Origin of the sequence: Variovorax sp. SG517 (assembly GCF_013376045.1) — a bacterium.
Lineage (GTDB): Bacteria > Pseudomonadota > Gammaproteobacteria > Burkholderiales > Burkholderiaceae_C > Variovorax.
In genome coordinates, this window is sequence record NZ_JABMJG010000005.1 from 318,280 (window position 1) to 331,280 (window position 13,001).

Genomic DNA, 13,001 nt, shown 5'->3' on the forward strand with positions numbered 1-13,001 from the left:
ACGCGCGCGCAGGACGCACCCCGGCGGGCGACGCATCCGCCGCCCGCCGTGAGCTCTCTTCCTTCTTTCTTCCTCCTAGAGAGGGCGCGTCTTCGTCATGTCATTTCGCGCCACCCGATTCGTAGATGTCCCATGCCTCCTTGGCGCTGGCGCCGCGGTGGATCATGGCCATCAGCGCGTCCACCACCGCCGACGGATTGCCGTGCTGGTAGACGTTGCGCCCGTACACCATGCCGACGGCGCCTTCGTCCATCAGTACGCGCGAGCGCGCGAACACCTGCTGCAGGTCCTCGCGGCCGCCGCCGCGCACGAGCACGGGGCAGCGCGCGGCCTGCACCACGCGGTGGAAGTCCTTGGGGTCGGTGGTGGGGTCGGCCTTGACGATGTCGGCGCCCATGTCGCGCGCCAGGCGCACGAGCGTGACGATCTTCTCGGCGTCGCCATCCACCGAATAGCGGCTGCCTGCCGAGGGCGCCTGCATCACCAGCGGCTCGATCATCAGCGGCATGCCGTAGCGGTCGCAATCGGCGCGCACGCGCGCGATGTTCTGCACGCACTGGCGGAACAGGTCGGGCTCGTCGGGCAGCATGAAGAGGTTGACCACCACGCAGGCGGCGTCCTGCTGCACTGCCGGCAGCACCGGGTCGTGCTCGTTCTGCAGCACGGCCCACATCACGCGGTGGCGCGTGGCGTTGTAGGGGTTGCCCATGTCGATGCGCATCACGAGGGCGGGCCGGGCTCGATCCGGGCGGCCCGGGCGGTCCTGCAGCAGGTCCGACTGGCCGTAGTTGAGCTGGATCGCGTCGGGGCGCGCGGCCACGAGGCGGTCCATCACCGCGGGCATGTCCTCGAGGCCTTCGAGGAAGCTGGGCTCGTTGCACACGCCATGGTCGAGCGCGATGTCCAGGCAGCGCCCGTTGTTGAGCAGCCGGTTCAGGCGTGCGGTCTTGTCCTTCGACATACGGAAAGAAGTCCTTGCTTGTTGATGTGTGACAGAAAAGAAGAGCCTCAGGCCAGCGAGCCCAGGTGCCTGCCGGCGGCCGCGTCGATCAGCTCCAGCGCGGCGTCGTGCAGCCGCACCGAGCCGGCGCCCGCGTTCTCGATCGCCTGCTTGCTCGCGCGCGCGCCGCACAGGGCCACCGACACGCTGCCGCGCGCCAGCGTCCAGGCGATCATCAGTTGGCCGAAGGAGCATTCGAGCTGCGTGCGCAGCGGCTCCAGTTCCTCGAAGAAGGCCTTGAGCTTGGCGCGGTTCTGCGCGCTGAAGCGCGGGTTGGTGGCGCGCTGGTCGTCGCCGGTGAACTTGCGCTCCGGGTCGATGGGCCCGGCGAGCAGGCCCAGCGCGAGCGAGGAGTAGCCCAGCACCGCCACGTTGTTCTCCGTGCACAGCGGCACCAGCGTCTGTTCGATCTCGCGGTCGATCAGGCTGTAGCGCTCCTGCGCGGCATCGACCGGGCCATAGCGCAGGTACTCGGCCAGCGTCTCGGGGCTCACGTTGCTCACGCCGATGGCGCGGATCTTTCCCTGCTTCTTGAGCTCGAGCAGCGCGTCCATGGTCTCGGCCACGGGCGTGGTGGCGTCCTGCCAATGCGTGATGTAGAGGTCGATGTAGTCGGTCTGCAGGCGCTTCAGGCTCTCCTCGGCTTCATGGATGATCGAATCGCGCCCGAGGTAGCGGTACACCGGGTGGCCGTCTTCTTCGAAGAAGTGCGTTCCCTGTTGGGTGTGCCACACCAGTCCGCACTTGGTGGCGATAACCGCCTCGTGGCGGCGGCCCTTGAGCGCGGTGCCGACGATGCTCTCCGAGCGGCCAAGCCCGTAGGCCGGCGCGGTGTCGATCAGGTTCACGCCCGCGTCCAGCGAGGCCTGGATGGCGAGCACGGCGGCCGCGTTGTCGCCGCCGCCCCACATCCAGCCGCCCATGGCCCAGGTGCCCAGGCCGATGGCCGAGCACTCGATGCCGGAGGGGCCGAGGGTGGTCTTCTTCATGTTCGACGCATTGATGCTGTTCATCGCTTGGTCTTTCTCGTGTTCATGAGGTGGTCGATGGTCACGGCCGCGAGCAGGATCAGGCCCTTGATCACGTCCTGCCAGTAAGGTGACACGTCCAGCAGGATCAGCGAGCTGGTCACCACCGACAGCAGCGCCAGGCCCAGCACCGCGCCGAGCACCGTGCCCGAGCCGCCCTTGAGGCTGGCGCCGCCGATCACCGCGGCGGCGATCACGTTGAGCTCCATGCCCACGCCGAAGGTGGGCGTGGCGGCGCCGAAGCGCGCGGTGTAGATCACGCCCGCGAGCCCTGCCGATGCGGCGCACAGCACCGTGACCCAGAACTTGACGTGGCCCACGCGGATGCCCGAATAGAGCGCCGCCTTCTCGTTGCTGCCGGTGTAGAACACGCGGCGCAGCAGCGAGGAGCGGCGCAGCACGAAGTCGCTCACCACCACGATCGCCAGGAAGATCAGGATCACCGCCGGAACGCCGAACAGCGTGCCCTGGCCGATGAACTTGAACTCGGCGGGCAGCGAGAACAGCGACTGCGGCGTGCCCTGCGTGAGCGCCAGGCACAGGCCGCGCACGATGACCATGAAGGCCAGCGAGGCGATGAAATGATTCAGCCCGATGCGCGTGACGCAGCCGCCGATCATCGCGCCGATCATGGCGCTGGCCGCAATGGCGATGAGCCCCGCCGTCCACGGATCGAACCCCATGAGGAAGAGCTTGCCTGTGACCACCATCGCGAAGCACACCACCGAGCCCACCGACAGGTCGATGCCGCCGACGATCAGCAAAATGGTCATGCCCACCACCACGATGCCCTCGATGGAGAACGACAGCAGCATCGCGCGCACGTTGTCCCAGGTGAGGAAGTAGGGCGACGCGAAGCTCATGCCCACGCACAGCGCGGCGATGATGATCAGCAGGCCCAGCTCGCGCATGCTGGCGAGCCTGCTGGCGGGTTTTCCGGGACCTCCTCCCGACTGGCGTGGCTGGAGGCCAGGGGCGGCCCCCGCATCGAGTTGTGCTGGGTAATTCATGCTGTCGCTTCCTCTTCGCAAAGTCCCGAGGCCAGCCGCAGCAGGGCCTCTTCCGTCATGTCCTTGTCCTGCACCTCGCCGGCGAGCCTGCCGTCGCGGATCACCAGCGCGCGGTCGCACAGGCCGATGATCTCGGGCAGCTCCGAGGAGATCACGATCACGCCCACGCCCTGGCTGGCCAGGTCGCGCAGGATGTGGTGGATCTCCGACTTGGCGCCCACGTCCACGCCGCGCGTGGGCTCGTCCATCAGCAGCACCGACGGGTTGGTTGCCAGCAGCTTGGCGATGGCCACCTTCTGCTGGTTGCCGCCCGACAGGCTCGCGACGTCGATGTCCACGCCGTCCGACTTGAGCTTGAGCCGCGCGCCGAGGCTCACCGCCAGCTTGTGCTCGGCCGCGCGCTGCAGCAGGCCGAAGCGCGAGCTGATGCGCGCGAGCGCCATCGATGCGATGTTCTGCGCGATCGGCAGCTCCAGGTACACGCCCGCCGCCTTGCGATCCTCGCTGAGGTAGGCGATGCCTTCGCGCAGCGCGTCGCTGTACTTTCGGATGGTGAGCGGCCTGCCGCGCAGGCGCACGCTGCCGCCGCGCGCCGTGCGCAGGCCGCAGATGGTTTCCGCGAGTTCGCTGCGGCCGGCGCCCATCAGCCCCGCGATGCCGAGGATCTCGCCACGCTTCAGCCTGAACGACACGCCGTGCACGCGCTCGCCGTCGGCGATGTCGGTCACCTCGAGCACGTGTTCGCCCGATGCCGGCTCTTCCTGCTTGGGCGGGTAGTAGTTGCCCAGGTCGCGCCCGACCATGCGGCGCACCAGGCCGTCGGCGTCGAGCTCGGCCAGCGGGCCGGTGTGCACGTTGCGCCCGTCGCGCAGCACGGTGACGCTGTCGCAGTTCGCGAAGATCTCCGCCATGCGGTGGCTGATGTAGATGATGCCGATGCCCTGCGCCTTGAGGTCGTGCAGCACCCGGAAGAGCGCGGCCGATTCGTTGTCGGTGAGCGCGGCGGTAGGCTCGTCGAGGATCAGTACCTTGCAGTCGAGCGTGAGCGCCTTCGCGATCTCGATGAGCTGCTGCGTGGAGATGCTCAGGTCCTTCACCAGCGCGGCGGGGTCGATGTCCTGCCCCAGCCGCCGCAGCACCTTGGCGGCGCGTTCGTTCAGGCTCGCGTAGTTCATCCACGCGCTTTTGCGGGCATTGATCTCCGGCATGAAGATGTTCTCGGCCACCGTGGCGTCGCCGCACAGGGCGATCTCCTGGTGGACCAGGCCGATGCCCAGGCGCATCGCGTGCGCGGGGCCGTCGATGGTCACCACCTGGCCTTCGAGCGCGATCGTGCCCTCGTCCGGCTGGTGGATGCCGTCGATGATGTTCATCAGCGTGGACTTGCCCGCGCCGTTCTCGCCGCAAAGGGCGTGGATCTCGCCGCGGCGCAGCGAGAAGTCCACGCCCGTGAGCGCGCGCGAAGCGCCGAAGCGCTTGCTGATGCCGCGCAGTTCGAGCAATGCGCTCACTGCGTTCACTCGCCGATTCCCTTGGTGCCGCGGCGGGCGAGGTACTTGTCCCAGTAGAAGTCGTCGGCGTTGGCCTTGCTGACCACCGACAGGCCGTTGTCCAGGAAGGGCACCGACATGGGGTTCGTGCCGTTGCGCTTGGCGTCGTTCATCGGGTCGATGAGCCCGGGGTTCTTGGCGAGGAACAGCATCATCATGCCCATGTAGCCCTGCATGCCCTGGTTCGGGTTGATGGCGCCGAACACGTCGCCCGACTTGATCATGTCGAGGATCTTGGCGTTGACGTCGCAGCACATCACCTTGATGTTCTTCTTGGTCTCCACCTTGGCCTGCGCCGCGCCGAGGGCCGAGTTGGCCTCGGGCATGAACAGGGCGCCCAGGTTCGGGTTGGCCTGCGCGAGGCTCAGCACCGCCTGGTAGGCCTTGTTCGGGTCCTGGTTGCTGGCGGCGCGGCCGACCAGCTTCATGCCCGGGTGCTTGGCCTTCATGCGGTTGACGAAGGCGGTGATGCGGCGGTCGTGGTTGTCCTGGCCGGGGTTCTCCAGCACCGCGTATTCGCCCTTGCCGCCCAGCGATGCGGCGATGGCGTCGGCCGCCTGGTTGCCTTCGCGGTCGTTGTCTGAAGTGACGAACGACGTGCGCTTGGAGTTGGGCGAGTCGGCCGCGAAGGTGACGACCGGGATGCCCATCGCCGCGGCGCGGTTGATCGGCTCGATGAACGGGTCGGGGTTCATCGGGTGCAGCAGGATGCCCGCGGGCTTGCGTGCCAGCTCCTGCTCGAAGGACGCGAGCTGCTTGTTCACGTCGTACTCGGGCGTGCCGGTGTAGCGGGTGCGAACGCCCAGCGTGCGGCCGAGCTGCTTCATCATTTCGTAGACCGGAAACCAGTACTCGACCCCCGACACCATCACGTTCATCACGTAGACGTCGCTGGGGTTGCCGCGCAGGCCGCCGCCGGCCGCGGGGGCAGCCGCCTGCTGCTGCGCGAACGCGCTCGCGCCGGCCAGGCCGATGCCGGCTGCGGCGGCGGACTTCAGGAAATTACGCCTCATTCTTTGTCTCCTCACGTTGGGTGCACAGCTTGTGGATGCCGCTTTTCAGGGCAGCTCTCTGAACCTCTTTGTCACATCAGTTGTTATGACAGGCTAGAATGTACGCGCTGGCCATTTGGAGGGATAACTAGGGGAAACGCTACTGGCAGGCCGCTTTTATTCAGCCGAAGCTGTTATGACATGAAGCCAAACATACTGATCGGCATCGACATGGGGTCGAGCAGCCTGAAAGCCCTGGCCCTCGAAGCCGGGAACGGCCGCAGCGTCGCCCTGTCACGAATGCCATTGCCGCACGACCGGCTACCCGGAGGGGGATGCGAAGTGGGGGCCGCGGCCATCCGCGCGGCATTGACCCACGTGCTGCGCGACGTCGCCCATCAACTCGGAGACCGCGTGTCGGAGGTCCGCGCCATCGGCTGCACCGGCCACGGCGCGGGGCTGTATGCGCTCGACACGCGCAACGAGCTCGTGGGCGGACGGGCAGTCGCCTCCACCGACCAGCGCGCCGACGCGCGCGCCCGCTCCCTCGCGCTCGGCCACGGCCCGGCGCTCTTCGCCGACGTGGGCTGCCAGCCCTGGCCCGGCCAGCCCACGGTGATCGCCGCCGAGCTGCTGGGCACCGACGCCGTGCAGCGCGGCGCGGTGCGCCGGCTGATGTTCGCGAAGGACTACCTCGGCTTCCTGCTGACGGGCGAGATCGCCACCGACGCCAGCGACGCGAGCACGGCAGGGCTGGTGTCGATCGCGACGGGCACATGGTCGCAGGCGGCCTTCGATGCTTCAGGCATTGCCGATCTCGGCCCTCGCGTCTTCGGTCCGCTGGTGCCCAGCGGCGAGATCGTCGGCAGGCTGCGGCCTTCCGAAGCCGCGCTGTGCGGCCTGCCGGCGGGCATTCCGGTGGCGATGGGTGCCATCGACCTGCTTGCATCGATGACCGCGATCTGCGCCGAAGGGCGCTCGCGCGCGGTGTCGGTCTTCGGCACCTGGTGCGTCAACGCCGTCATTGGCCCGGTGATCGAGCCCAAGCCCGCCGTGGCCGCCGTCGTGAATTTCGGCCGCGAGGACAAGCGGCTCTACATGGAGAACAGCCCCTCGTCGATGGCCAACATCGCGTGGCTGGCCGGCGTGCTGGGCTTGCCCGATTCGCGCGCGGTGGTCGACCTCGCGATGTCGGTGCCGCTCGGCGCGGGCGGCCTGCGCTTCCTGCCCTTCGTGAACGGCGGCGGCGGCGTGACCGCGGGCTTCGTCGGCCTCAAGAGCCATCACACGCGCGGCGACATGGCGCGCGCGGTGGTCGATGCGGTGGCCGCGCTGCATGCGCGCCACATCGCGCGGCTCGCGGCCTGCGGGCTGCCGGTGTCCGCATGCACCGTGCTCGGCGGCGGCGCGAGCGACACGCGCCTCGTGCGCCTGCTCGCGGGCCTGCTCGGCCATCCGGTCGAGCGCTGCGCCGACGACGAGACCGGCGCGCGCGGCGCCGCCATCTACGCCGCCATGTCGCAGGGCATCGACCGCGCGGAGCAGGGCAGCGTGCTGCTCGCGCCCTGCGACACCGTGGAACCCGACGCCGCCCTCGCGCGCGCCCATGCCGACTTCAACGCCGGCTTCAACGAACTGATAGACACCATGTCTCCTGTGTTTTCCCATCTGGCGGGAGGTGCCCGATGAGCGCGTGGCAACTGCCTTTCGTGCGTCCCGCATCGCTCGCGGACCGACATTTCTCCACCGTCATCATCGGCGCGGGCATCAACGGCGTGGGCGTGTTCCGCGACCTGTGCCTGCAGCGCGTCGACTGCCTCATCGTCGACAAGGGCGACTTCAGCGCGGGCGCCAGCAGCGCGCCCTCGCGCATGATCCACGGCGGCCTGCGCTACCTGGAGAACGGCAGCTTCTCGCTGGTGGCCGAGGCCACGCGCGAGCGCAACCTGCTGCTGCGCAACGCACCGCACCTGGTGCAGCCGCTGAAGACGGTGGTGCCGCTGTCGAGCTTCTTCGGCGGCCTGATGAGCAGCGCGCTCAAGTTCTTCGGCCGCAAGCCGCCGCAGCGAACGCGCGGCCTGCTCGCGGTGGCCGCGGGCCTTCGCCTGTACGACCTGCTGGGGCGCCGCCAGCGCGTGATGCCCAACCACCGCATCAGCCGCGTGCCACCGAATGACCGCAGCCTGTTCCGCGCGGCGGTGCGCTGGACGGCCACCTTCTTCGATGCGTGGATCAGCCACCCCGAGTGGCTCATCCTCGAACTCATCGGCGACGCCTGCCGCGACCAGCCGCGCTCGGCCGCCGCCAACTACTGCCGCGTGATGGGCTGCGCGGGCAACATCATCACGCTGCGCGACGAGATCACCGGCACGCTGGTGCGTGTGACGGCCGATACCGTGGTCAACGCCAGCGGCGCGTGGCTCGACCGCAGCACGGCAGTGCTCGGCGGCGCCGGCCCGCGCGTGATGGGCACCAAGGGCTCGCACCTCGTGCTCGACCATCCCGCGCTGCGCGACGCGCTGCAGGGCCGCATGGCCTACTTCGAGGCGGTGGACGGACGCGTGTGCATCGTCTATCCCTTCCTCGACCGCGTGCTGGTGGGCTCCACCGACATCCCGGTGGACGACCCCGACAGGATCGAGACCGAGCCCGAGGAAGTCGACTACCTGCTCGAAGTGCTGGCCGAGGTGTTCCCCAACCTTCGCTTCGACCGCGGCGACGTGGTCTACACCTACGTCGGTGTGCGGCCCCTTGCGCGCTCCGACGCCGACAAGCCAGGGCAGATCTCGCGCGACCACTCGGTGGTGCTCGATCCGCCCAGCGCCACGCGCGACATCCCGGTCGTCGGCCTCGTCGGCGGCAAGTGGACGACCTTCCGCGCGCTCGCCGAGGAGGCCACGAACGAAGTGCTGAAGCAGCTGGGCCGTCCGCGCACGGCGTCGACGGACATGCTTCCGATCGGCGGCGGCGCCGAGCTGCCGGTGGATGCGCAGGCCGTCGAGCGTTTTCTCGATCGCCTGGTCGCCGCATCGGGCATGAGCCGCACGCGCGCGCAGGTGCTGCTGAAGCGCTACGGATCGAAGGCACTCCCGCTGGCGCAACGCCTTGCCGCCTCGGGCGACATGCCGCTGCGCCACGCGCCGGGCTATTCGGTGGCCGAGCTTTCGTACCTCTGCCTCGAGACCGGCGTGGTGCACCTCGACGACCTCGTGATCCGGCGCACGCTGCTGGCCATCCGCGGGCTGGTCACCGATGCCGCGCTTGCCGAGATCGCGGGCATCGCGGCCGATGCGCTGGGCTGGGACGCGGCGCAGCAGCATGCCGAGCTGCACGCCTGTGCCACCGCGCTGCGCGAGCGCCACGGCGTGCGGCTTTCGCCGGTGGCCGCCGATGCGCCTGCATCTTTCGATGCATCATTGATGACTCCTCAGGCCCTGGGCCAAGCTTCGACGTGAACTCTCCGACCGAAATTTCGACCGTGCTCGACCGCGACTCCGAGTCCCCGCTGTGGGCCCAGTTCCGCGACGCGCTTCGCATGCAGATCCTGCAGGGCGTGCTGCCCATCGGCGCCAAGCTGCCGTCCGAGGCCGAGCTGGGCGAGCAGTTCGGCATCTCGCGCATCGTGGTGCGCGAGGCGCTGGCCGACCTGGTGCGCAACAACCTCATCTACAAGATCAAGGGCCGCGGCGCCTTCGTGTCGGCGCGCGAGCGCGACGAAGACTTCGTCTCCACCGTGCTCGGCTTCTCCGACGAGATGGAGCGCAAGGGCCGCTCGGTGCGCACGCAGATCCTCACACAGGAGCTGCGCGCGCCCACCGAGCAGGAAGCCGCGTCACTCGGCCTGACCGACGACACGCAGGTGGTGGCGCTCAAGCGCCTGCGCAGCGTCGACGGCGAACTGCGCCTGCTGGTGGAAACCGTGGTGCCCGCCGACCTGGCACCCGGCCTGCACCGCACGCGCCTGGACGACCGCTCGCTCTACGACGTGCTGCGCCGCCAGTACGGCCTGCGCCTGGTGCGCGCCGAACGCTGGATCGACGCCGTGCTGCCCGACGCCGAGACCTGCGACTTGCTCAACCTGCCGCAGCCCGAGCCGCTGCTGCGCATCGAATCGATCGCCTACGGCGCGAACGGCCGGCCGCTGGAACACTACCGCGCGCTGCACCGCTGCAAGACGAGCCGCCTGCACGTGCAGACGACGACTTGAAGGGCGAGGGCGGGGACGGAAGTCCGATTTCTTCGGCGCCTGCTCAGTCCGGCATGCTGTAGGCGCCCGCAGCGGCTAGTTCTGCTCCAGCAGCCGCTTCAGATACCGCCCCGTATGGCTCGCCTCGTTCGCCGCGATGTCCTCGGGCGTGCCCTGGCCCACCACAGTGCCGCCGCCGGCACCCCCTTCGGGGCCCATGTCGATCAGCCAGTCGGCGGTCTTGATGACGTCGAGGTTGTGCTCGATGACGACGATGGTGTTGCCCGCGTCGCGCAGCTGGTGCAGCACCTTCAGCAGCAGCTCGATGTCGGCGAAGTGCAGGCCGGTGGTCGGCTCGTCGAGGATGTAGAGGGTGCGGCCGGTGTCGCGCTTGCTGAGCTCGAGCGCGAGCTTCACGCGCTGCGCCTCGCCGCCGGACAGCGTGGTGGCCGACTGGCCCAGCTTGATGTAGCTCAGGCCCACGTCGAGCAATGTGCGCAGCTTGCGTTCGATGGTCGGTACGGCCCTCAGGAAATCGTGCGCGGCCTCCACCGTCATCTCGAGGATCTGCGCGATGTTCTTGCCCTTGTAGAGCACTTCGAGCGTCTCGCGGTTGTAGCGCTGGCCGTGGCAGACCTCGCAGGGCACGTACACGTCGGGCAGGAAGTGCATCTCGACCTTGACGACGCCGTCGCCCTGGCAGGCCTCGCAGCGCCCGCCCGCCACGTTGAAGCTGAAGCGGCCCGGGCCGTAGCCGCGCTCGCGCGCGGTGTTGGTCTCGGCCATCAGCTCGCGGATGGGCGTGAAGAGGCCGGTGTAGGTGGCCGGGTTGCTGCGCGGCGTGCGGCCGATGGGGCTCTGGTCGACGTTGATGACCTTGTCGAAGTACTCGATGCCTTCCACCGACTCGTGCGCGGCGGGCTCTTCGTGTGCGCGGTACAGCGTGCGCGCGACGGCGCTGTAGAGCGTGTCGTTCACCAGCGTGGACTTGCCCGAGCCCGACACGCCCGTCACGCAGGTCAGCAGGCCGACGGGAAAGGCCACGCTCACGTTCTTCAGGTTGTTGCCAGTGGCGCCGACGACGCGGATTTCCTGCAGGTCGGTCTGCGTGGCGAGATGCGCGGCCTCGCGCGCGGCGCGGCGCTCGGCGGCGGGGCTCGGCGGAAAGCGAGGGGGCTTCTTGCCTTCATGGAAAGCGGGCTGCTTCGTCGACGGCAGCCACGCGGTGCGGTGCTTCGGCACCTCGATCCTGCGCGCGCCCGAGAGGTACTGGCCGGTGAGCGAGTCGGGGTTGGACGAAACCTCGGCGTACGTGCCCTGCGCCATCACGCGCCCGCCGTGCACGCCGGCGCCGGGGCCCATGTCGATGACGTGGTCGGCGGCGTGGATCATGTCTTCGTCGTGCTCGACCACGATCACGCTGTTGCCGATGTCGCGCAGGTGCTTCAGCGTGCCGATGAGCCGGTCGTTGTCGCGCTGGTGCAGGCCGATGCTGGGCTCGTCGAGCACGTACATCACGCCGGTGAGGCCGGAGCCGATCTGCGAGGCCAGCCGGATGCGCTGCGCCTCGCCGCCCGACAGGGTCTCGGCGCTGCGGTCCAGGCTCAGGTAGTTCAGGCCCACGTCGTTCAGGAACTTCAGGCGCAGGCCGATCTCGCGCACCACCTTGTCGGCGATCTCGGCCTTGGCGCCGCGCAGCTTAAGCTTCTCGAACCAGCCGAGCGAGTCGCGCAGCGTGAGGCGGCTGAGTTCGAAGATCGCCATGCGCGGGCGTTCGGCGCCGTTGTCGGATGCGCTCTCGTCGACCAGGAACACGTTGCGCGCCTCGGGGCGAAGGCGCGAGCCGCCGCAGTCGGGGCAGGGCTGCATGTTGCGGAAGCGCGCGAGGTCTTCGCGCACCATCACCGAGTCGGTCTCGCGGTAGCGCCGCGTCATGTTCGGGATGATCCCCTCGAAGGGATGCTTCTTCGTGAGCTTCTTGCCCGCGAAGTTGCCCGACTCCATGGTGTAGTTGAACTTGATCTCCTCGGCCGCCGAGCCGTGCAGCAGCACCTGCTGCACCGAGGCTGGCAGCGACTCGAAGGGCGCGTCGACGTCGAACTTGTAGTGCTTGGCGACGCTCTCAATCATGCTGAAGTAGTAGCCGTTGCGGCGGTCCCAGCCCTTGATGGCGCCGCTGGCCAGCGAAAGCGATGGAAACGCCACCACGCGTACCGGATCGAACACTTCGCGGCTGCCCAGGCCGTCGCAGGTGGGGCAGGCGCCCACGGGCGAGTTGAACGAGAAGAGGCGCGGCTCCAGCTCCGACAGCGAGTAGTGGCAGATCGGGCAGGCGAACTTGGCGTTGAACAGGTGTTCCTTGTCGGGAGCACCCTCGGCCCCCAGCTCCAGCGCGATCGCGCGGCTCTCGGCCAGGCGCAGCGCGGCCTCGAAGCTCTCGGCCAGGCGCTGCTGCATGTCGGGGCGCGCGCGAAGGCGGTCGATGACGACGTCGATGTCGTGCTTCTCGGTCTTCTTGAGCTTGGGCAGGTCGTTGTATTCGTAGATCTGGCCGTCGACGCGGAAGCGCACGTAGCCGGAGGCCTGCATCTCGGCGAAGAGCTCGACGAACTCACCCTTCTTTTCGCGCGCGACCGGCGCCAGGATCATGAGCCGCGGCTCGTCGGGAATGGCCAGCACCGCATCGACCATCTGCGACACCGTCTGCGCCTGCAGCGGCAGGTGGTGCTCGGGGCAGTAGGGCGTGCCGGCGCGCGCGTAGAGCAGGCGCAGGTAGTCGTGGATCTCGGTCACCGTGCCCACGGTGGAGCGCGGGTTGTGGCTGGTGGCCTTCTGCTCGATGCTGATCGCGGGCGAGAGGCCCTCGATCACGTCGACGTCGGGCTTGTCCATGAGCTGCAGGAACTGCCGCGCATAGGCCGAGAGGCTCTCGACGTAGCGCCGCTGGCCTTCGGCATACAGCGTGTCGAAGGCCAGGCTCGACTTACCCGAACCCGACAGGCCGGTGATGACCACCAGCTTGTTGCGCGGGATGTCGAGATCGACGTTCTTCAGGTTGTGCGTGCGCGCGCCGCGGATGCTGATGCGCTGCTGCGCCAGCACTGCGCCGAGGTAGGTGTTGCGTTCGAGTTCCGCGTCGCGAGCGCTTTCCGCGTCGACCTCACTATGGGCGCTACGGGCGGTGGGTGCGGTGGCTTTTGCTTTTGAATTCAAGGCAGGCGATCGTCCGAGGGCA

9 protein-coding genes are annotated in these 13,001 nt (G+C 68.6%); 3 read left to right on the forward strand and 6 right to left on the reverse strand.

Annotated features, from left to right (window positions below; all coding sequences use genetic code 11):
- Nucleotides 1–100: 100 nt before the first annotated feature.
- Genes FHT32_RS17405 through FHT32_RS17425 form a run of 5 tightly spaced genes read right to left on the reverse strand, consistent with a single transcriptional unit; the run spans nucleotide 101 to nucleotide 5,601 of the window.
- Nucleotides 101–961 carry a class I fructose-bisphosphate aldolase gene (locus tag FHT32_RS17405; protein ID WP_176665856.1) on the reverse strand — a complete coding sequence of 287 codons (861 nt, stop codon included), beginning with the start codon at nucleotides 959–961 and terminating at the stop codon, nucleotides 101–103.
- Between the two features lie 47 nt (nucleotides 962–1,008).
- The gene (locus tag FHT32_RS17410) at nucleotides 1,009–2,013 is read right to left on the reverse strand and encodes an aldo/keto reductase (RefSeq protein ID WP_176665857.1); all 1,005 of its coding nucleotides are present in this window, start codon (nucleotides 2,011–2,013) and stop codon (nucleotides 1,009–1,011) included.
- The gene (locus FHT32_RS17415) at nucleotides 2,010–3,038 is read right to left on the reverse strand and encodes an ABC transporter permease (RefSeq protein ID WP_176665858.1); all 1,029 of its coding nucleotides are present in this window, start codon (nucleotides 3,036–3,038) and stop codon (nucleotides 2,010–2,012) included. Before FHT32_RS17415 ends, FHT32_RS17410 begins: the two co-directional genes overlap by 4 nt.
- A complete protein-coding gene (locus FHT32_RS17420) occupies nucleotides 3,035–4,558 on the reverse strand; it encodes a sugar ABC transporter ATP-binding protein (protein WP_176665859.1) in 1,524 nt (507 codons plus the stop codon). Before FHT32_RS17420 ends, FHT32_RS17415 begins: the two co-directional genes overlap by 4 nt.
- On the reverse strand, nucleotides 4,555–5,601 hold the full coding sequence (locus FHT32_RS17425; protein ID WP_176665860.1) for a substrate-binding domain-containing protein: 1,047 nt from the start codon (nucleotides 5,599–5,601) through the stop codon (nucleotides 4,555–4,557). Before FHT32_RS17425 ends, FHT32_RS17420 begins: the two co-directional genes overlap by 4 nt.
- Before the next feature lie 180 nt (nucleotides 5,602–5,781).
- Here FHT32_RS17425 and FHT32_RS17430 point away from each other — a divergent pair, with 180 nt between their 5' ends.
- The 3 genes from FHT32_RS17430 to FHT32_RS17440 are packed head-to-tail and all read left to right on the forward strand — an operon-like array spanning nucleotide 5,782 to nucleotide 9,787.
- Nucleotides 5,782–7,269, forward strand: a complete 1,488-nt coding sequence (locus tag FHT32_RS17430; protein ID WP_176665861.1) for an FGGY family carbohydrate kinase — start codon at nucleotides 5,782–5,784, stop codon at nucleotides 7,267–7,269.
- On the forward strand, nucleotides 7,266–9,035 hold the full coding sequence (locus FHT32_RS17435; protein WP_176665862.1) for a glycerol-3-phosphate dehydrogenase/oxidase: 1,770 nt from the start codon (nucleotides 7,266–7,268) through the stop codon (nucleotides 9,033–9,035). Before FHT32_RS17430 ends, FHT32_RS17435 begins: the two co-directional genes overlap by 4 nt.
- Nucleotides 9,032–9,787, forward strand: a complete 756-nt coding sequence (locus FHT32_RS17440) for a GntR family transcriptional regulator (RefSeq protein ID WP_019655526.1) — start codon at nucleotides 9,032–9,034, stop codon at nucleotides 9,785–9,787. The genes FHT32_RS17435 and FHT32_RS17440 overlap by 4 nt, the downstream gene beginning before the upstream one ends.
- 75 nt (nucleotides 9,788–9,862) lie before the next feature.
- On the opposite strand, the gene uvrA is transcribed toward FHT32_RS17440, so the two are convergent.
- Nucleotides 9,863–12,868, reverse strand: coding sequence for an excinuclease ABC subunit UvrA (uvrA, locus tag FHT32_RS17445; RefSeq protein WP_371132196.1), 3,006 nt, complete (start codon nucleotides 12,866–12,868; stop codon nucleotides 9,863–9,865).
- Between the last annotated feature and the right edge of the window lie 133 nt (nucleotides 12,869–13,001).

Bases quoted from the DNA above. Each gene is read 5' to 3' on its own strand.
- FHT32_RS17430 (WP_176665861.1), top strand. From the start codon at position 5,782: ATGAAGCCAAACATACTGATCGGCATCGACATGGGGTCGAGCAGCCTG.
- FHT32_RS17415 (WP_176665858.1), bottom strand. From the start codon at position 3,038: ATGAATTACCCAGCACAACTCGATGCGGGGGCCGCCCCTGGCCTCCAG.
- FHT32_RS17405 (WP_176665856.1), bottom strand. From the start codon at position 961: ATGTCGAAGGACAAGACCGCACGCCTGAACCGGCTGCTCAACAACGGG.
- FHT32_RS17410 (WP_176665857.1), bottom strand. From the start codon at position 2,013: ATGAACAGCATCAATGCGTCGAACATGAAGAAGACCACCCTCGGCCCC.
- FHT32_RS17435 (WP_176665862.1), top strand. From the start codon at position 7,266: ATGAGCGCGTGGCAACTGCCTTTCGTGCGTCCCGCATCGCTCGCGGAC.
- FHT32_RS17425 (WP_176665860.1), bottom strand. From the start codon at position 5,601: ATGAGGCGTAATTTCCTGAAGTCCGCCGCCGCAGCCGGCATCGGCCTG.